This is a genomic window from Nocardia sp. NPDC058114, assembly GCF_042884695.1.
GTDB lineage: Bacteria > Actinomycetota > Actinomycetes > Mycobacteriales > Mycobacteriaceae > Nocardia.
Genome location: NZ_JBHVTK010000009.1, coordinates 22,612 through 40,543 on the forward strand (window position 1 = coordinate 22,612; position 17,932 = coordinate 40,543).

The 17,932-nt window shown below is 68.1% G+C and carries 18 protein-coding genes; 10 read left to right on the forward strand and 8 right to left on the reverse strand.

Annotated features, from left to right (window positions below; translation table 11 throughout):
* Positions 1-69 precede the first annotated feature (69 nt).
* The gene (locus ACFVVI_RS27640) at positions 70-1,497 is read left to right on the forward strand and encodes an MFS transporter (RefSeq protein WP_387447479.1); all 1,428 of its coding nucleotides are present in this window, start codon (positions 70-72) and stop codon (positions 1,495-1,497) included.
* A 1-nt stretch (position 1,498) separates the two neighbouring features.
* Here ACFVVI_RS27640 and ACFVVI_RS27645 read toward each other — a convergent pair whose 3' ends face one another.
* Positions 1,499-2,224, reverse strand: coding sequence for a helix-turn-helix domain-containing protein (locus tag ACFVVI_RS27645; protein WP_387447480.1), 726 nt, complete (start codon positions 2,222-2,224; stop codon positions 1,499-1,501).
* Between the two features lie 395 nt (positions 2,225-2,619).
* On the opposite strand from ACFVVI_RS27645, the gene ACFVVI_RS27650 reads away from it, so the two are divergent.
* The 3 genes from ACFVVI_RS27650 (at position 2,620) to ACFVVI_RS27660 (ending at position 5,414) form a co-directional block, all read left to right on the forward strand.
* On the forward strand, positions 2,620-3,204 hold the full coding sequence (locus ACFVVI_RS27650) for a CHAP domain-containing protein (RefSeq protein WP_379314415.1): 585 nt from the start codon (positions 2,620-2,622) through the stop codon (positions 3,202-3,204).
* A 188-nt stretch (positions 3,205-3,392) separates the two neighbouring features.
* A complete protein-coding gene (locus tag ACFVVI_RS27655; RefSeq protein ID WP_378996540.1) occupies positions 3,393-4,541 on the forward strand; it encodes a hypothetical protein in 1,149 nt (382 codons plus the stop codon).
* 162 nt (positions 4,542-4,703) lie between these two features.
* Positions 4,704-5,414, forward strand: a complete 711-nt coding sequence (locus ACFVVI_RS27660; protein ID WP_387447481.1) for a DUF1906 domain-containing protein — start codon at positions 4,704-4,706, stop codon at positions 5,412-5,414.
* Position 5,415: 1 nt separating this feature from the next.
* Here ACFVVI_RS27660 and ACFVVI_RS27665 read toward each other — a convergent pair whose 3' ends face one another.
* Entirely contained in the window at positions 5,416-5,766 is a 351-nt protein-coding gene (locus ACFVVI_RS27665; RefSeq protein ID WP_387447482.1) for a hypothetical protein, read from the reverse strand.
* A 148-nt stretch (positions 5,767-5,914) separates the two neighbouring features.
* On the reverse strand, positions 5,915-6,691 hold the full coding sequence (locus ACFVVI_RS27670; RefSeq protein ID WP_378638191.1) for a hypothetical protein: 777 nt from the start codon (positions 6,689-6,691) through the stop codon (positions 5,915-5,917).
* Between the two features lie 264 nt (positions 6,692-6,955).
* Between ACFVVI_RS27670 and ACFVVI_RS27675 the strand changes: the two genes are divergently transcribed.
* Positions 6,956-8,212 (forward strand): mannosyltransferase, encoded by a 1,257-nt coding sequence (locus tag ACFVVI_RS27675; protein ID WP_387447483.1) that lies wholly within the window; start codon positions 6,956-6,958, stop codon positions 8,210-8,212.
* 3 nt (positions 8,213-8,215) lie between these two features.
* Here the strand turns inward: ACFVVI_RS27675 and ACFVVI_RS27680 are convergent, their stop codons facing one another.
* Together ACFVVI_RS27680 and ACFVVI_RS27685 are read right to left on the reverse strand one after the other, a co-directional pair.
* The gene (locus tag ACFVVI_RS27680; RefSeq protein WP_301903181.1) at positions 8,216-8,503 is read right to left on the reverse strand and encodes a 4a-hydroxytetrahydrobiopterin dehydratase; all 288 of its coding nucleotides are present in this window, start codon (positions 8,501-8,503) and stop codon (positions 8,216-8,218) included.
* Positions 8,504-8,524: 21 nt separating this feature from the next.
* Positions 8,525-8,701, reverse strand: coding sequence for a hypothetical protein (locus tag ACFVVI_RS27685; RefSeq protein ID WP_194826542.1), 177 nt, complete (start codon positions 8,699-8,701; stop codon positions 8,525-8,527).
* A gap of 125 nt (positions 8,702-8,826) precedes the next feature.
* On the opposite strand from ACFVVI_RS27685, the gene typA reads away from it, so the two are divergent.
* The 5 genes from typA (at position 8,827) to ACFVVI_RS27710 (ending at position 15,435) form a co-directional block, all read left to right on the forward strand.
* A complete protein-coding gene (gene typA, locus ACFVVI_RS27690; protein ID WP_379298002.1) occupies positions 8,827-10,728 on the forward strand; it encodes a translational GTPase TypA in 1,902 nt (633 codons plus the stop codon).
* A 151-nt stretch (positions 10,729-10,879) separates the two neighbouring features.
* Positions 10,880-12,613, forward strand: coding sequence for an ABC transporter family substrate-binding protein (locus ACFVVI_RS27695; RefSeq protein ID WP_387447484.1), 1,734 nt, complete (start codon positions 10,880-10,882; stop codon positions 12,611-12,613).
* Complete coding sequence (gene mshB / locus ACFVVI_RS27700; protein WP_387447485.1) at positions 12,610-13,491, forward strand: N-acetyl-1-D-myo-inositol-2-amino-2-deoxy-alpha-D-glucopyranoside deacetylase; 882 nt, start codon at positions 12,610-12,612, stop codon at positions 13,489-13,491. The genes ACFVVI_RS27695 and mshB overlap by 4 nt, the downstream gene beginning before the upstream one ends.
* Positions 13,492-13,589: 98 nt before the next feature.
* The gene (locus ACFVVI_RS27705; protein ID WP_387447486.1) at positions 13,590-15,005 is read left to right on the forward strand and encodes an amino acid permease; all 1,416 of its coding nucleotides are present in this window, start codon (positions 13,590-13,592) and stop codon (positions 15,003-15,005) included.
* A 10-nt stretch (positions 15,006-15,015) separates the two neighbouring features.
* Positions 15,016-15,435 (forward strand): hypothetical protein, encoded by a 420-nt coding sequence (locus ACFVVI_RS27710; protein ID WP_378993334.1) that lies wholly within the window; start codon positions 15,016-15,018, stop codon positions 15,433-15,435.
* Here the strand turns inward: ACFVVI_RS27710 and ACFVVI_RS27715 are convergent.
* The 3 genes from ACFVVI_RS27715 to ACFVVI_RS27725 all read right to left on the reverse strand — a co-directional run bounded on the left by ACFVVI_RS27715 (position 15,425) and on the right by ACFVVI_RS27725 (position 17,927).
* Positions 15,425-15,778: a DUF1622 domain-containing protein gene (locus ACFVVI_RS27715; protein WP_378993335.1), complete on the reverse strand. Its 354-nt coding sequence runs from the start codon at positions 15,776-15,778 to the stop codon at positions 15,425-15,427. The genes ACFVVI_RS27710 and ACFVVI_RS27715 overlap by 11 nt on opposite strands.
* Positions 15,779-15,879: 101 nt before the next feature.
* A complete protein-coding gene (locus ACFVVI_RS27720; protein ID WP_387447569.1) occupies positions 15,880-17,391 on the reverse strand; it encodes a PH domain-containing protein in 1,512 nt (503 codons plus the stop codon).
* 35 nt (positions 17,392-17,426) lie between these two features.
* A complete protein-coding gene (locus ACFVVI_RS27725; RefSeq protein WP_387447487.1) occupies positions 17,427-17,927 on the reverse strand; it encodes a PH domain-containing protein in 501 nt (166 codons plus the stop codon).
* Positions 17,928-17,932: the final 5 nt, after the last annotated feature.

Genomic DNA, 17,932 nt, shown 5'->3' on the forward strand with positions numbered 1-17,932 from the left:
AACTATGTCGTGTGGGTCACCCCGGCACCAAATTGTGTACTATGCACATGCTGTGTACTGTGCAATTTCGTGTCTGTAACTGCCGAGGCCGCACCGGCCATCCCCGAAACCCGACGTCCGGCCCCGGCCGTACTGATCGCGGTGCTCAGTACGGTCGGCATCGTCGTCTCGCTCATGCAGACGCTGGTCATCCCGATCATCCCGTCGCTGCCGACCCTGCTGAACACGTCGGCGTCCAATGCCTCCTGGGTGGTCACCGCCACCCTGCTGGCCGGCGCGGTGTCGACGCCGATCGCCGGACGACTCGGCGACATGTTCGGTAAGCGCCGCATTCTCGTCACCAATCTCGGGTTCATGATCGTCGGCTCGGTGGTCTGCGCGACCGCGAGCTCGCTGCTGCCCGAGGTGATCGGCCGGTCGCTGCAGGGCATCGCGGTGGGCGCGATCCCGCTGGGGATCAGCATCATGCGCGACGAACTCCCGCCCGAGAAGGTCGGCGGCGCGATGGCGGTGATGAGCGCGACCCTCGGTGTCGGCGGTGCCGTCGGCCTGCCGTTCTCGGCGCTGATCGCGCAGAACGCGAACTGGCACATGCTGTTCTGGACCGCGGCCGGACTCGGTGTGGTGTGCGCGGTGCTGGTTGTGGTGTTCGTGCCGGAATCGCCGGTGCGCACGCCCTCACGCTTCGACTTCGCTGGTGCGATCGGCCTCTCGATCGCCCTGCTCACGTTGCTGATCGGCATCACCAAGGGCGCCGACTGGGGCTGGGCCAGCGGCTCGATCCTCGCGCTGTTCGCTCTGTCGCTGGTGAGTTTCCTCGGCTGGGGCGCCTATGAACTGCGCCGCACCGCGCCGCTCGTCGACCTGCGGGTCTCGGCCCGCCCACGGGTGCTGTTCACCAATATGGCCTCGATCGCGGTGGGCTTCTCGCTCTACGGCATGTCACTGACGTTCCCGCAGCTGCTCATGGCGCCCGAGCAGACCGGTTACGGTTTCGGGCTGTCGATGGTGGTCGCGGGACTGGTGATGGCGCCGACCGGTCTGGTGATGATGCTGCTCTCGCCGGTGTCGGCGCGCCTGACGGCGAAGAAGGGCCCGAAGTTCACGCTGGCGCTCGGCTCGGCCGTGATCGCTGTCGGCTACCTGTGCGCGGTCGTGATGATGGACACCGTGTGGCAGATCATCCTGTCGGCGGTCATCGTCGCGGGCGGTGTCGGCCTGGCGTACGCGGCCATGCCCGCGCTGATCATGGGTGCGGTGCCGCTGAGCGAGACCGGCGCCGCCAACGGCCTCAACTCGCTGATGCGTTCCATCGGCACCTCGACCTCGGCGGCGGTGATGGGTGTCGTGCTCGCCCATATGACCATGCAGCTGGGCCCGCACCTGGTGCCGACCCGGTCGGCGTTCCACACCGCGTTCTTCATTGCGATGGCGGGTGCGGTCGCGGCGATCGCTTTGACCATGTGCATCCCGATGGGCAAGAAGAAAGCCGGCTGAGTCAGTCCGCGATCGGCGAGTACACCACCAGCGACCAGTCCCGGCGCGGCACCAGGGCGGCGCCGAGGGAGTGCACCGCCATCGGCATCGCCGCGCCGGTGTGCGGATCGCGCAGCTGCACCACCGGGCCGTCGGGTCCGTGCGCGGCCGGGGGCTCGGTGGTCCAGAACTTCTCCCACTCGGGAGCCTGCGCGCACGTGCCGACGATCTCGGCGATCCGTGCCCGCGCCGCCAATCCCGGCCCCATCACGCGAAACCCGTAGACGCACATGTGCACTTGCTGCTCCCAGTCGACCAGGGCCGCCTTGGCGCGCGGATCGAGGAGCATCCACTCGAGCATCGACTCGCCCGTTTCCAGGCCGGGGAAGACGAGTCGCCACGCGGCATTGGTGGCCAGGACCTCGAAGACCGGATGTAGTTGCAGGCTGGCCGGATGGGTGATCCCGTCGATCAGCACCTGGTCGGCCGGGCGGACCAGCGACGGTGGCGAGTCGTAGCGAGGGGCCACCGACAGCGAGACCAGATGGTCGCGGAACACTTCGGGTACGTCGAGCGCGTCGAACAGCGCGGTGAGCGCCTCCAATGTCGGTGTGCGGGTACCCTGTTCGATCTTCTGGATGAGAGCGGGCGAGATGCCTGCCGCCTCGCCGAGCGCCGACCTGGTCAGGCCCGACGATTCGCGGCGTTCGCGCAGGTACCGCGATATCGACGCGTTCGGGTCTTCCACAATGCACTCCTGTTTCGGTCGCCGGTACAAATTGGGACAGTCGTCTAGCTTGACCGAGGGTAAAGGTTTCGCTGACACTCATGTCAGCCGAGCGGGAGACCGCCTGGCTGCCCGGTCGCCGCGCCCAGGACGATTTTCGGCCTTTGTGCTGGTCGGGCCAGTGTGTTCCGGAGCGGAAGTGTTCGACACCACCCCTGCGCGGACGATTGTCGCCGGAGGGGACGGCGCGCGCGCTCGCCTCGTGCGCGCCGAGAGCGATTGCCGGGCTGATACCCGGGTGGCGCAGGGGTCCATCCGGTGGTCGCCCGTCCGCTTCGGAAAACACGCGTGAGCGGGAACCGAAAGCGCTCGTGATTCGTCCAATAGGTCAGAAGGATGAACGAGAGCGGGGGGCGATGACGCAGATTCGAGCCGAACGACCTGGACGGCGCACGTCCTGGATCGCCGGCATCTCCGGGATGCTGGCGGCGGCGACGGTCGTCGCTGTCGGACTGGTGTGGTGGCAGCACGATTGGGGTGATCAGTTCCCCGCGCTCGACAGCGAACGTCTCGACGAGCAGCAGATCGTGCTCGTGGATGTGTTGCGCCGCGAATACGAGCAGCCCGGCGACGGCCCGAAGTACGCCGAGGGCGTCCAGGAGGCCTGGTGCGCCGACTTCGTGAGCTGGACGATGCGCGAGGCGGGCAGGCCGCTGGCGAACCCGAACTCCGGTTCCTGGCGCATCCCCGGCGTGTACACGCTGCAGGAGTACTACCAGCGGGTCGGCCGATTCACCCGCCCCGACGTCGGCTACCGGCCACGCACCGGCGACGTGGTGCTCTACGGTCCCGACAGTCCGCTCGGTCAGCACACCAACATCGTGCTGAAGGCGGAGGGGGACACGATCACCACCATCGGCGGCAACGAGCTGGGCGGGGTTCGGGTACGCACCATCACCCCGGCCGAAACCGCAGATCTGGTCGGTTACGGGCGATTCTGAAATCGATTGGCGCTCAAGACAACTGCGAGGATCCTGGACGGCGGTACCACGCTGATACCCGTACCATGGAACTCGCGGCGCCCGGCAGCGCCGTCGCCGGCTCCTCCGTCCTGCTTCCCCCTCATCGGCAGGACGGGGGAGTTGTGCCACCAGCAGCGGGTTCGCCGACGTCACGTACCGTGTTCGATGTGCGTGTGAAGGTGGACGAAGAGCCACGTCGTGACCCGATGTGGATCGAGTACGCCGATTTCGGCGAACGGTTCGTCACGTACGCGGTGACCGAGGAGCGCATCGCCGCCGCCGTGTCGGGGATGACCGGGCGTGGCGTGAAGATCGGGCCGTTCTCGCTCGGGCCCGCGGGATTGGCCGGTTTCGTCGCCGAGGGCACGCTGGGCACCCCCGTGGTCACCCGCACACCCGGTGACGCGCTGAGCTTCGGTGTGCGGATCCCGCTGACCCTGGCCGTGAACCTGGTTCTCGGCGGACGCAAACTGCGCCTGGCAGCCGTGGTGGAGATCGGGCTCACGCTGCACGCCCGCACCGCCGCTCCGCTGCTGGTCGTGATCGATGTCGCCCCGGTGACGGCCAAGGATGTCAGCTTCACCTTGCGTGCCGAGGCCATCGACGGTGCGTGGGAAATGCTGCTCGACCCGATCGCGGGCCTGGTGCAGCGCGAGGTCGCCAACCGGGTCAACACCATCGTGGGCGATCCGAAGGTCCGTTCGGAGCGCGTCTTCGACATCGAGGCGATCCTGGACGGCTACCGCTCACCGCATCGCAACGACACCGTTTTCGACTGGATCGACTACCGCGAGTTCGGGCTGCGCTTCTTCACCACCATCGTCACCAGGGATCGTGTGCACGGCGTGGTCGGTCAGCTCGCGGGCAGCGCGATCGAGGTGGGACCGTTGTCCGAGGGCCCGCGCGGCGCGGCCACGGTGACCGTGCGCGGGGCGATCGAGCAGCCACGGGTGATCGACCGTGGCCTCGGTGAGCCGGGTGACCTGCGGATCTTCGATATGACGCTGCCGGTGGGGCTCGATATCACCGTCGACGTGCTCAAGGCCAACCACTACCGTGCCGACCTGGAGATCCCGCTCGTTCTCACGGCACGGGCCGCCGAGCCGCTCCAGATCGTGATCGAGGTGCCGCCGCCCGCGCTCGAGGACATCTCGATGGAGTTCACCGCGAAGGGCCTGCGGGCGGCCACCCTCGGCCGATTGGCCGGGATCAAGAAGCAGGTGATGGCACAGGTCGTCGCGGTGGTCAGCACCGAACTGGCCGATCCGACCGGACGCACCATCGATGTGGGCGCGGCGATCGACGGCGCGGCCTGACTCCTGTGACTCGTGGGGCGAATGTTGCCATTGGTTCTGGCGGTTCCCCTGGGGTTGTGGTGCAATGAGTCGCACGTTCTAGACCCCCGGCGCGCGACATTCGGGGAAGGCGCGCCGGGTTCGCTTACCGGTTGAAGTCGGGTTGCGCGAAGGAGTCCTGCGATGCGTTCTGTTCCGGTGACCCGGCGGAAGTTCTTCGGCTTGGCTGCCGCCGCGGCCACGATCGGTGCCGGCCTCGCCGCCGCACCCGCCCGGGCCCAATCCTTCGGCACCATGGTCGACTACGCCGCGGGGGTCCCCTCCGCCGCGTCGATCGCGGCCGAAGGACATATCGGCGTCATCCGCTACGTCTCCGAGCGCAGGCCCGGCGCGGAGTGGATGGAAGGTAAACCGCTGCTCGCCGCCGAGGTCGAAGACCTGTGGACGCACGGCCTGTCGATCGTGTCGAACTACCAGTTCGGCAAGGGCCCGACGGCCGACTGGCGCGGTGGCCTCGAAGCGGGCAAGGAACACGCCGAACGCGGTTGGGCCATCCACACCGCCGCGGGCGGACCCGACAACGCGCCGATCTACGCCTCCATCGACGACAACCCCTCGGACGAGGACTTCGAGGAGATGATCGCGCCCTATATCGAGGGCTGGCAGTCGGTGCTCGGACCCGACCTCGTCGGCATCTACGCCAACGCGCCGACCATCGACCGCGCACTCGACGCGGGCCTGGGTTCCTGGTTCTGGCAACACAACTGGGGCACCGAGCGCGGATTCGTGCACGACTCCGCGCATCTGCACCAATTCGAGATCGACAAACGCTCGATCGACGGCATCGGCGTCGACCTGAACCGGGTGCTGGCCGAGGACTACGGCCAGTGGTGAGCTAGGTCTGGCAGTGGCAGGTCGCTCCGCGCCGGATATCGGGCTCGTCGTCGGGCGTCACGCGCAACGCTGACCGTATCTCGGGCTCGGCGAGCACCCCGCGCCACGACATCAGTGACCACCGCGACAGACCCGACAGCGCCGACCCGACGCTGGCGAACGACAGCGAGGAGATCGCGGACCCGAACGACCCGATCGAGCCGATCGACAGCACCGATCCGACACTGCCGATCGACAACACCGAATAGGCCGATCCGATCGACAGGATCGACCCCTCGGATCGATACGACAGAATCGAGCGGCTGCTCCGAATCGACCGAACATTCCGGGAAGAACCGTGCGTGGTCGCCATGGATCCCGGTCTACCACACCGCTCAGCCGGCGGGAACCCTGCGCGAGCACATAGCAACGCAAGCAGGACAACCATGGTCTGGCCGCCGAACGCAAACCTCCCCGCGACTCAGGTCCGGCCTGAAGTCGCGGGGAGGCGGGAGAGCATCTCAGACGGTGAAGAAGCCAAGGGTCGGCATGAACGTGCAGGTGCGCGGTGCGGCGCCCTCGGCGGCGGTGGTGAGCGAACCCGAGATCACCGCGACCACGCGGCCGTGGCCGGTGTTGGCGATGGCCGACAGGGTGGCCGGACCGCCGGGGTTGATCTTGGCCTCGTCGGTCAGCGTCTGGATCGCGGACTGACGGGTATCGAGGTTGAGCCACTGCACCGTCATCGGCGGGTTCTGCTCGCCGGTCGGGGCCTTGGTACCGAGCGCGGTGAACACGAAACCGGCCTGTCCGGCGGCGGGTCCGGGCGGGGGCAGCTGCGCCGGACCGGCGACCGCGAGCGCGGTGCCGACCGAATCGGCGCCGTCGCCGATGCAGCCCTTGCCGATCGTCGGGTACAGGAACTGCGCGATGGCCGGGCCGTCCTGCGGGAGCTCGGGACCGCCGCCGCCGCTGCCGTCGAGGAAGGTGATGATCCGCTCGAGGGTGGCCTTGATGGCGGGTGGCAGATTCAGCGTGGCCAGCAGTACGCGTGCCTGATCGAGCAGGGCGGTCTGCGGGCTGGCGACGTCGGCGGGGCCTGCGACCAGGCCCGCCACGGCGGGGGCGAAGGCGGCTAGCGCGTCGACAGGGACGCCTTCCGGCACCATCGGGACGCTGATCGGCGCCGCCTGTGGGGCTGGCGCGGGCGCGGCGATAGAAGCAGGCGCGGCGAGCATGGCGCCTGCCGCGATGGCGAGAGCGGTCGTTGCGATCCGCGATCCTCGGCTACGAAGCACTTGTCTAGCCGTCCTTACCTCGGTTTTGCGATGGGCGAGGGTTGTCGACCCCAACATGTCGGGGGTCACTCTAAGGACAACGCTGCCGTGTTGTACAGCCGCCGGGCCCTGAGCGGATCACCGGCCCGAACCATGTTCATCGACGCTAGCCCTGACCGGTGTTACACCTGGGGATGTTGATGCAAATGTTATCCATGGTGTCGGGGTGGCCGGTGGCCGCCGGTGGCGCGCGGGCGCCTGGTTAAAGTAGCGGAGCACCGCGAAATGGCGCGCGACGCCACCCATCCGACCGAAAGCCTGGCCTTGAACCGACACCTCCGATGGGCTCTCGCGCTGCTCGGACTGTCCGTGCTCGCCAGGCTGGCCTGGATGCTCTTCGCCCCGAACGGGCTCAATGTCGTCGATCTGCACGTGTACGTCGACGGCTCGGCCTCGCTGCTCACCGATCGGCTCTACGACTTCACCTACTCCGAGGTGACGCCGGACTTCCCGCTGCCGTTCACCTATCCACCGTTCGCGGCGCTGGTGTTCTTCCCGCTGCACTATCTGCCGTTCACACTGGTGGCGGTCGGCTGGATGCTGGCCACGGTGGCCGCGCTCTACGGCGTGATCCGGATCAGTTTCGAACTGCTCCTCGGCGCGGCGAAGGCGAAGCAGACGCCGTGGATCACCGCGGCCGTCGGCTGGACCGCGCTCGGCGTCTGGCTGGAGCCGGTGCGAACAACGATCGACTACGGCCAGGTCAATGTGTTCCTGGTGCTCGGCGCGATGCTGGCCGTCCGCAGTGCGCGGTGGTGGATCTCGGGCACCCTCGTCGGCGTGATCGCCGGCATCAAGCTGACCCCGGCCATCACCGGTCTGTACTTCGTGGCGCGGCGGCGCTGGGCGACGGTGCTGTGGTCGGCGGGGGCCTTCGGGCTGACCGTCGCTGTGAGCTTTCTCATCAATGCCCACGAGGCGAAGCGCTATTTCGGCACTCTCCTGGGCGACGCGGACCGGATCGGCCCCGTGGGCTCGGTGTGGAACCAGTCGCTGCGCGGCGCGCTGAGCCGCATCCTGGGTTACGACGTGCAGTCCGGGCCGTGGTGGCTGGCCGCGGTCGCGGTCACGGCGGTGCTGGCGTTCTGCGCGTGGCGAACCCTCGGCCCCGACGACCGGCTCGGCACCCTGGTGCTGGTGCAGCTGTTCGGGCTGATGATCTCGCCCATCTCCTGGTCGCACCACTGGGTCTGGCTGATCCCGACCGCGCTGTGGCTGCTCTACGGGCCGCTGCGCGACGAGCGGGTCGCGCGGATCATCGCCGGGTTCTGGGTGCTGACGATGTTGGTGGGTGTGCCGTGGGTGCTCTCGTTCGCGCAGCCGACGATCTGGACCATCCCGCGCCCGTGGCCGCTGGCCTGGCTCGGCGCGGTCGACGTGATCGGCGTGTTCGTGCTGCTCGGCTGGCTGATCTGGCGCGGTCGCGAGAGCTTGCGCGCTCAACTCCCCGGCCGTCGCACGGCCGAGGTGCCCGCGAGCTGACGCTCAGCCGACGAGGTCGTCGATGGTGTGCGCCATCGCCGTATCGAGCGCGGTGAGCCCACCCGCCGAGTGCGTACTCAGCGTGAAACGCAGTGTGCGCCAACGGATATCGATATCGGGATGATGATCGGCAGCCTCGGCCGCGGTGGCGACCTTGCGTACCGTCTCGATGCCGGCGAGGAAACTCGGTGCCTGCACCGTGCGGGTGATCGCGTCACCCTCGCGTGACCACTCCGGCAGGGTGGCCAGCGCGATGGTGAGTTCGGGGGCGGAGAGCAGCGGAGTACTCATACTTCGGTTGTACCCTTCCGCCTACTTGGCACGCGCCAGCTTCAACGCCTTTTTGAGATCTTTACCGCATGTTCCGGCGGCCTCGGCCTTCTTCATTCGCATGATGACGACGGGGCATTTGAAGCAGCGCGTCTTCTTCCTGCAGCACTTTTTCTTCGGCTTCAGGCTCGAGACCTTCTTCGCCTTCACCTTGCCCATGGGAGTTAGCGTAACCTAAGTACAAAGCCTGACACGAGGTCGCGGCGAAGGTACCGGTAGGGTGTAACAGGCCGCGATGCCAGATGAATGCGCGCCAAATACATCAACAGCAGGAGGATTGAGGCGTGTCGTCTTCACGCGATTTTCGCAACGTCGCCATCGTGGCCCACGTCGACCACGGCAAGACGACGCTGGTGGACGCCATGCTTCGTCAGTCGGGCGCGTTCGCTGAGCGAGCCGAACTGGTCGACCGAGTCATGGACTCCGGTGATCTGGAGCGCGAGAAGGGCATCACCATTCTCGCGAAGAACACCGCGGTTCATCGCCACAACCCCGACGGTTCCGTCACCGTCATCAATGTGATCGACACCCCCGGCCACGCCGACTTCGGTGGCGAGGTCGAGCGCGGCCTGTCCATGGTCGACGGTGTCGTGCTGCTCGTCGACGCGTCCGAGGGCCCGCTGCCCCAGACCCGTTTCGTGCTGCGCAAGGCGCTGGCGGCGAAGCTGCCGGTGATCCTGGTCGTCAACAAGACCGACCGCCCGGACGCCCGCATCGCCGAGGTCGTCTCCGAGTCGCACGACTTGCTGCTCGACCTGGCCTCCGACCTCGACGACGAGGCCGCCGAAGCCGCCGAGCTGGCGCTGGATCTGCCGGTTCTCTACGCCTCGGGCCGTGAGGGCAAGGCGTCGAAGGTCGAGCCGGAAAACGGTTCCGCACCCGACGCCGAGAACCTCGATGCCCTGTTCGAGGTGCTGATGGACTACATCCCGGCGCCGAAGAGCAACAAGGACGCGCCGCTGCAGGCCCACGTCACCAACCTCGACGCGTCGGCGTTCCTCGGCCGCCTGGCCCTGGTCCGCATCTACGCGGGCGAGCTGCGCAAGGGTCAGAACGTCACCTGGATCAACGCCGATGGCGCCAAGACGGTCAAGATCACCGAGCTGCTCCAGACGATCGGTGTCGAGCGTCAGCCCGGCGAGGTCGCCGAGGCCGGTGACATCGTCGCCATCGCCGGTATCCCCGACATCATGATCGGCGACACCCTCGCCGATCCGGAGAACCCGGTCGCGCTGCCGCGCATCACCGTCGACGAGCCCGCCATCTCGGTGGTCATCGGCACCAACACCTCGCCGCTGGTCGGCCGGGTGCAGGGCCACAAGCTCACCGCCCGCATGCTCAAGTCGCGCCTGGATTCCGAGCTCATCGGTAACGTCTCGCTGCGCGTGCTCGACATCGGCCGTCCCGACGCCTGGGAGGTGCAGGGTCGTGGTGAGCTGGCGCTGGCCATCCTGGTCGAGCAGATGCGCCGTGAGGGCTTCGAGCTCACCGTCGGTAAGCCGCAGGTGGTCACCAAGCAGGTCGACGGCAAGACCCACGAGCCGTTCGAAGAGCTGACCATCGACTGCCCCGACGAGTACCTGGGCGCGATCACCCAGCTGCTGGCCGCCCGCAAGGGCAAGATGGTGCAGATGAGCAACCACGCCGCCGGCTGGGTGCGCATGGAGTTCATCGTCCCCTCGCGTGGCCTGATCGGCTTCCGCACCGTGTTCCTCACCGAGACCCGCGGCACCGGCATCGCCAACGCCGTCGCCCACGGTTACGCCCCGTGGGCCGGTGAGATCCGCGCCCGCCACACCGGTTCGCTGGTCTCCGACCGCGCGGGCACCGTCACCCCGTTCGCGATGATCCAGCTGGCCGACCGTGGTCAGTTCTTCGTCGAGCCGGGCGCCGACACCTACGAGGGCATGGTCGTGGGCATCAACCCGCGTGCCGAGGATCTCGATATCAACGTGACCCGCGAGAAGAAGCTGACCAACATGCGCAGCGCCACCGCGGACACCTTCGAGACCATGGCCAAGCCGCTGCAGCTCGACCTCGAGCTGGCGATGGAGTTCTGCACCGAGGACGAATGCGTGGAGGTCACCCCCGAGGTGGTTCGCGTGCGCAAGGTCGTCCTCGGCGCCAACGAGCGGGCACGCGACCTGTCGCGTCGCAAGGCGCGCGACAAGGCCGCCGCGAACTAGTCGGCAGTAGTTTCGAACGGCGTCGGCCGGGTACCGGAAACGGACCCGGCCGACGCCGTTTTGTGGGCCTGTAATGGGCGACCGGCAGTGGATAGCGGGGTTGGGTAGAGTGCGCAGAGTGAGTCTGGGGCGGCGCGCAAGGTGGCGCGCGATGGTGCTGGCGATGATTGCCTCGACGGCGGTCGTGGCCGGTTGCACGGCGAATCCGCCACCGCCGATCGAGTCCTCCGACTCTCCCAAGACCACCCAGGTCAAGCCGGGCAAGAACACCGTCGTCGTCGCGATCGACGACATCGGGATCGGGTTCAACCCGCATCTGCGCTCGGATCAGTCGCCGGTGACCAGCGCGGTGAGTTCGATGGTGCTGCCCAGCCCGTTCCGCGCCGCGCCGAGTCCCGTGCATCCCGGTCTGGTCGACTGGGTGCCCGATACCTCGCTGATCGTGTCGGCCGATGTGACGGCCCAGGAGCCGTTCACCATCACCTACACCCTGCGTAATCAGGCCAATTGGTCCGATGGCGCCCCGATCGCCGCCGAGGACTTCCGGTTCCTCTGGCAGCAGATGATCAGCCAGCCCGGTGTGGTGGACCCGGCCGGCTATCGGCTCATCTCCGATGTGGCGTCCTCGGGTGGCGGCAAGACGGTGACGGTCACCATGACCCAGCCCTACCCGGCCTGGCGTGAACTGTTCTCGAATCTGCTGCCCTCGCACCTGGTGAAGGACTCGCCGGGTGGGTTCACCAGCGGGCTGGTCGACAAGATCCCGGTCTCGGGCGGCAATTTCACCATCAAATCGGTCGATCGCGGACGCGACGAGATCCTGCTCGAACGCAACGACCGCTTCTGGGGCACCCCGGCCTCCCCGGATCAGATCCAGTTCCGTCGCGGCGGCACACCCTCGCAGCTGGCCGAATCGCTGCGCACCGGCGACGCGCAGATGGCGCTCGTGCACGGCGGTGTGGCGACCCAGGCGCAACTGGCCGCGATCCCCTCGGTGCGGACCACGATCATGCCGCAGGCCCGCGAACTGCAACTCGCGCTCAACGGCCGTTCCGGCGATCTCGCCGATGTCCGGGTCCGCAAGGCCGTGCTCGCGCTGCTCGACCCCGCCCTGCTGGCGACCGTCGGTGCGCAGACCGGTGGTTGGGTAGAACCCGCACGCGCACAAGTGCTTTCGCCGTCGAGTCCCGGTTATGTGCCCACCGCGCCGCCGCGGATGACCGCCGATGAAGCGTTCGCACTGCTGGCCGAGGCGGGCTTCGGTCGCGCACCGGAGGCACAGCAGACCGGTTCGCCCACCTCGCCCGCGCCGCGCCCGCGCTCGGTGGCGCGCAACGGTAAGGGGCTGTCGGTGCGGATCGGCGCCGTCACCGAGGACGCGTCGGCGCTGGCCGTCGCCAATACCGCCGCCGACCAATTGCGCAGTGCCGGTATCGATGCCACCGTTCGCGGCCTGGCCGCCGATGAGCTGTACGGCAAGGACCTCACCGAATCCTCGATCGACGCCATCGTCGGCTGGGAGCTCGCGGGCGGCGACCCCGCCACCGCGCTCGCCTCCCGCTACGGCTGTCCGCCCGTCGAACCGGCCGGCGCCGAAGGTCCCGCCTTGGCCGCGGCCGAGGCGTACCGCAAGGCGCCCAGCAATATCGGCGGTGTGTGCGATCCGACTCTGCAACCCTCGATCGACGAAGCGCTGCGGGGGTTCGAGGTGCCGCGGATCCTGGCCGAATCCGAGCCACGATTGTGGGAACTGGCGACCGTGTTGCCGATCGTGCAGGACAACGTCGTCGCGGCGGCCGGTCCGCGCGTCGACGGTGTGTCGCTGTCGGGCGCCATCCAGGTCGGCATCTTCGGTGATACGGCACAGTGGCGGAGGATCCCATGACCGAGACCGGTGGCCTGCTCCTGGTCCACGCCCACCCCGATGACGAAACCCTCACCACGGGCGGCACTATCGCGCACTACCGCCGCCGTGGTGTCCCGGTGACGGTGGTCACCTGCACGCTCGGTGAGGAGGGTGAGGTCATCGGCGAACGGTGGTCGCGCCTGATCGCCGCCGAAGCCGACCAGCTCGGCGGCTACCGCATCGGCGAACTCACCGCCGCGCTGTCGGCCCTCGACGCGGGCGAGCCGTGGTTCCTCGGCGGCCCCGGCCGGTGGCGCGATTCCGGCATGGCGGGCACGCCGTCGGCGGCGAACCCGCGGGCCTTCGTGAATTCCGGTGACGCCGCCGTCGACGCGCTCGTCGCGGTGATTCTCGAACTGCGACCCCGGGTCGTCGTCACCTACGACCCGCGCGGCGGCTACGGCCATCCCGACCACATTCGCGCGCACGAGATCACCACCGCGGCGGTCGTGGCCGCTGCCGAACAGGGCTGGGACGTCCCGAAGTTCTACTGGACCGTCACCGACGGCGACCTGCTGCGCCAGCACACCGCCGCGCTGGCTCGCCGCACCGTCGACGAACTGCCCGGTGCACTGCCCCCGGGCTGGCGTCTGCCCGTCGAGGCGGAACTGGCCGCCATGTCGACGAGCGGGGTGACCACCGTGGTCGACGTCTCCGACGCGGTCTCGGCCAAGCGTGCCGCCATGCGCGCGCACGCCACCCAGGTCACCGTCGCGCCGAGTGGCCGGGAATTCGCTCTGTCGAACAACATCGCGCTGCCGGTGCTGCCGGAGGAACATTTCAGGCTGGTGCGCGGTACTCGCGGCCAGCTCGGTGCCGATGGGTTCGAGCACGACCTGTTCGCCGGTCTCGATTGAGTAGCTAGCCACAGGGTTGCCATCGTGCCTCGGCGCGCGGGCCGGTACCGTTCCGGTGTCCGCGTTCTCGGGTGTTCTCACACGATGGGTGGGGTGTCATGACCGCTGTGGGTGATCGACCGGATCTCGACGCCGAGGACGCCGGGTATCACAAGTCCCTCGGCAGACGTCAGCTGATGATGATCGCGATCGGCGGCGCGATCGGCACCGGCCTGTTCCTGAGTTCCGGTGGCAGGCTGGCCAGTGCGGGGCCCATGCTGTGGGTCGTCTACGCGGTCTGCGGCGTGTTCGTGTTCTTCATCCTGCGCGCTCTGGGCGAGCTGGTGCTGCACCGCCCCACCTCCGGTTCGTTCGTCTCCTACGCACGCGAATTCCTCGGGGAGAAAGCCGCTTTCGTCGCGGGCTGGATGTATTTCCTGAACTGGTCGATGACCGGCATCGCCGACTCCACGGCCATCGCGCTGTACTTCCACTACTGGCAGCCGATGACCTCGGTACCGCAGTGGGTGCTGGCGCTGATCGCCTTGGTGATCGTGCTGATCGTGAACCTGGTGAGCGTCAAGGCATTCGGTGAGCTGGAGTTCTGGGCCGCGCTGGTGAAGGTGACCGCGCTGTGTGCCTTCCTGGTGATCGGCACGGTGTTCCTGCTGGGGCGCTTCACCATTCGTGGCGAACAGACCGGCCCGTCGATGATCTCCGAGCACGGTGGCATGTTCCCGACCGGCATCCTGCCGCTGGTGCTGGTCACCTCGGGCGTGGTCTTCGCCTATGCCGCCGTCGAATTGGTCGGTACGGCGGCGGGGGAGACCAAGGATCCCGAGAAGCTGATGCCGCGGGCGATCAACTCGGTGATCCTGCGGATCGCGGTGTTCTACGTCGGATCGCTGCTGTTGCTCGGACTCCTGCTGCCGTACACGTCCTATCACGCGGGGGAGAGCCCGTTCGTCACGTTCTTCGCCGCGCTCGGCGTGCCCGGCATCGGCTCGCTGATGAATATCGTCGTGCTCACCGCGGCGTTCTCCAGTCTCAACGCGGGTCTGTATTCGACCGGGCGCATTCTGCGTTCGATGTCGATGCGCGGTAGCGCCCCTCGGTTCACCTCGGTGATGAGCAGTCACGGCGTGCCCTACGGCGGGATCCTGCTCACCTTCGGCATCGCGCTGCTCGGGGTGGTGCTCAACGGGTTCGTTCCGGATCAGGCCTTCGAGATCGTCTTGAATGTGGCCTCGCTGGGCATCCTGGCGTCGTGGGCCACCATCGTGCTCTGTCAGCTGCGGATGTGGCACCTGTGGAAGCGGGGGCAGCTCGAGCGGCCCGCGTTCCGGATGATGGGCGCGCCGTACACCGGCTGGGCCACGCTGGCCTTCCTGTGCACGGTGCTGGTCCTGATGGCGATCGACCGCCCGGTCGGGACCTGGACGGTGGCGAGCCTGCTGGTGATCGGGCCCGCGCTGCTGATCGGCTGGCGGTTCTCCCGGGCGCGGGCGGCACAGCAGACCGCTTCGGCCGAATAGACTCACGCGCATGGTGACCGATCGCGATCAGCCCACCGCCGTGCTGCGGTCCGCACGCATCTCCGGCGTGGCGGATCCGCTGATCTCGGGGCTCATCGTCGTGCTGCTGCTGGTCGACGCGCTGATCACCCTGGCCGTCGAAGTGCTGTTCCTGCCCCTGTACATCGGCTCGCTGGCGTTTCCGGTGGTGGCGCTGTTCGCCGCACCCATCAACATCGCGCTGGTCTACGGCATGGAATCGGTGACCGACCGGATCGGCTTCACCTTCGCCCCGATCGTGGTGTGGGTGTTCGGGTTCCTGGTCTGCGCCTCGCGTGGCCCCGGCGGTGACATCATGCTCGGCAGCGACGGCCGCACCCTGTTGCTGTTCGCCTGCGGTGTGCTCGCGCCCGCGGGGTACCTGTACTACCGGTCGAACGTCAGCCGGTAGCTTTCGTCTTCTGCCACGGCCACCGGCCGGTCAGCTCGAGTTCGAGCGAGTAGCTCAGGAACGTCCGCACCAGCACGATCAAGGCCAGCACGCCCACACTGGTGAACGTCGGCGCGATGGCCACCGTGCGGATGATGTCGGCCGCCACCAGGAATTCCAGTCCGAGCAGGATCGCCCGGCCCAGCCCGCGCCGATAGGTGCCGTAGGCGAGCTCGAACTCCTCGTGCCCGGCCAGCTGTCGCAGGAAGCGGACCGTGCCGACGAGCGCGCCGATGACGATAGCCGCGACGCCCGCGGCGTCCAGCACTTTGCCCGCGTTCTCGATAACCTCGGTGAAATGCACGAATCACCCCTAGCGTCAGCGGCACGGCGATCGAATCGAACGCTACGCCGCGTCGCTGTCGCCCGCGTCGCTATCGGGCTCGGCGGGTCTTGCCGGATCTTTCAGCGTGTGCCGAGTCCGCCCGGGGTCACTTCTTCGATCAGCGCCGCGGCCGCAGCGATCGGGATGTCGACCACCAGATAGGCCTTCTTGCCCGCGGCGGTGGCCGCGACGACGGTGGCGAGTCCGGCGCGGCGCTGCCAGAAGGTCTGCCGCACAGTCCACCCGATGATGCCGGGAGCTTCGAGGCAGTCCCGATTGCGGTCGAGGCTGCCGCGGCGGGTGATCAGCCAGGTCGGGCCGGTGGTGCCGGGGAGCACGCGGTGGCCGAGGCCGCGATAGCGGTCCTCGGCGAGCAGGGCCATGACGACGGCGAAGACCACCGGGAAGGTCCAGGCCCACGGTGCCAGATGACCACCCGTGAGCACGACGGCGAGCATGGCGACGACAACGATCCCGACGGGCCACGCGGCGCGGGTGTAGCGGCGACGGCGGGCGGCGGGTCCGTGTCTGCGCAGGTCGACGGTGCCCAGGGCGGAACCGGTGATCGGTTGTGGCGTGGCCGAATCGGCCGATACTTTCGACTGCGGGCCGCGACGGCTGCGGAGTAGTTCGTCGAGGGTGCGTTCGACGGCGACGCGGGGCGCCTGGGGAAGGATCTTCTGGCGAGGGTTCTCGCCGGTCATGATCATTTCCAGCTGGGCGGCGCGGGCGGCGCGCAGCAGGAGCGGTTCGTTGAGGGTGGCGCCACGGAAGCGGGCGAGGTCGAGGGTGATCTGGCGGGTGGTGAACAGTCCGTGGCGCAGGTGCAGGGTGGTGCCGTTGTCGAGCACGCGCAGGCCGAACCAGGTGGCGAGGTACTGGCCGCACGCGGCGAGGCTCACCAGCGCCAACGTCAGCACGGTCAACCCCGCGATGGTGATCGTGACGATCGCCGCGGTGTCGTCGTCGAGATGTTGAACGACCGCGCTTTCCGACAGCACGTCGATCACCCCGTACTGCGCGCCGAGCCCCGCGATCGGCGCGACGACAGCCAGTCCGGTCAGCGACAGCGGCGCGTAGCGCACCCACGCCGCCCGCCAGTGCCCGATCTCCACCCCGGACTCGGCGAGCGCGTCAGGGCGCGAAATATGGGGCGCTCCGGCCGCGTCGACGTGATCGGGCGCGTGTTGGCCGGTGTGGGAGAGCAATTCGGCCCGCAGCGCCGGGATCTGACTCGTATCGAGCGCGTCGAGCTTGAACTCCTCGCCCTTGTCGGTCTGCTTCCCGGTGCCGATCGCCAGCACCGCCAGCCCCAGCACCCGGTGCAGCAGATCGGCTTCCACATCCACCGACCGGATGCGCGGCCTCGGCACCGACAAGGTCCGGCGCGCCACGATTCCACTGCGCAGCTGCACGTGATCGGCGTCGATCCGATACGACGTGGTGAACCAGCGCGCGATACCGAACGCCGCGACCAGCACCACCGGGATGAGACTCCACAGCGGATTGCCGCTGGTCGTGCCGACGATGATCGAACCGAGCAGCACCGGAATGTATTTCATGATCTCGTTGACCGGATACACCAGCAGCATGCGCGGGTCGAGGCGCTGCCATTCGATAGGCTGGATCACGTCGCGTCCCCGCGGTGCTGCGCGGCGATCGCGGTCAGCCGCAGCACCGTCTCCTCGGCCACCGGCAGGTCGAGCGCACTGATCTTCACCGCTCCGGCCGACGACGCGGTGGTCACGGTGACCGTCGCCAGCCCCAGGATCCGTTCCAGCGGACCACGCTCGGTGTCCACGGTCTGCACCCGCGAGATCGGTGCGACCCGTGACTCCTGATCCAGCCACCCCACCCGCGTGTACACGGCCTCATCGGTCACCTCCCACCGATGCACCGCGTAGCGCCACACCGGGATCACCACGACGGCGAGCACCGCCAGCATCACGAGCGCCAGCCCGGCGAGCACCTGCCAGCCGCGACGGTCCCCGTCGAGCACCGCCCACACCCCGAGCGCGATGAACAACACCACCACGCCGATCGTGTTCTCCAATGCCCACAGCAGCTTGGCCTTGGCACTCGGACGCCAGGCCGGTTCGGCCAGGATGGTGGAACGCGGCAGTGACATGCTGC

Excerpts from the sequence above, each read along its gene's own strand:
- ACFVVI_RS27710 (WP_378993334.1), top strand. The coding sequence starts at position 15,016 with ATGGTGACCGATCGCGATCAGCCCACCGCCGTGCTGCGGTCCGCACGC.
- ACFVVI_RS27680 (WP_301903181.1), bottom strand. The coding sequence starts at position 8,503 with ATGAGTACTCCGCTGCTCTCCGCCCCCGAACTCACCATCGCGCTGGCC.
- ACFVVI_RS27650 (WP_379314415.1), top strand. The coding sequence starts at position 2,620 with ATGACGCAGATTCGAGCCGAACGACCTGGACGGCGCACGTCCTGGATC.
- ACFVVI_RS27695 (WP_387447484.1), top strand. The coding sequence starts at position 10,880 with ATGGTGCTGGCGATGATTGCCTCGACGGCGGTCGTGGCCGGTTGCACG.
- ACFVVI_RS27685 (WP_194826542.1), bottom strand. The coding sequence starts at position 8,701 with ATGGGCAAGGTGAAGGCGAAGAAGGTCTCGAGCCTGAAGCCGAAGAAA.
- ACFVVI_RS27665 (WP_387447482.1), bottom strand. The coding sequence starts at position 5,766 with ATGGCGACCACGCACGGTTCTTCCCGGAATGTTCGGTCGATTCGGAGC.
- ACFVVI_RS27675 (WP_387447483.1), top strand. The coding sequence starts at position 6,956 with ATGGCGCGCGACGCCACCCATCCGACCGAAAGCCTGGCCTTGAACCGA.
- ACFVVI_RS27660 (WP_387447481.1), top strand. The coding sequence starts at position 4,704 with ATGCGTTCTGTTCCGGTGACCCGGCGGAAGTTCTTCGGCTTGGCTGCC.
- ACFVVI_RS27705 (WP_387447486.1), top strand. The coding sequence starts at position 13,590 with ATGACCGCTGTGGGTGATCGACCGGATCTCGACGCCGAGGACGCCGGG.
- ACFVVI_RS27725 (WP_387447487.1), bottom strand. The coding sequence starts at position 17,927 with ATGTCACTGCCGCGTTCCACCATCCTGGCCGAACCGGCCTGGCGTCCG.
- ACFVVI_RS27720 (WP_387447569.1), bottom strand. The coding sequence starts at position 17,391 with ATGCTGCTGGTGTATCCGGTCAACGAGATCATGAAATACATTCCGGTG.
- mshB (WP_387447485.1), top strand. The coding sequence starts at position 12,610 with ATGACCGAGACCGGTGGCCTGCTCCTGGTCCACGCCCACCCCGATGAC.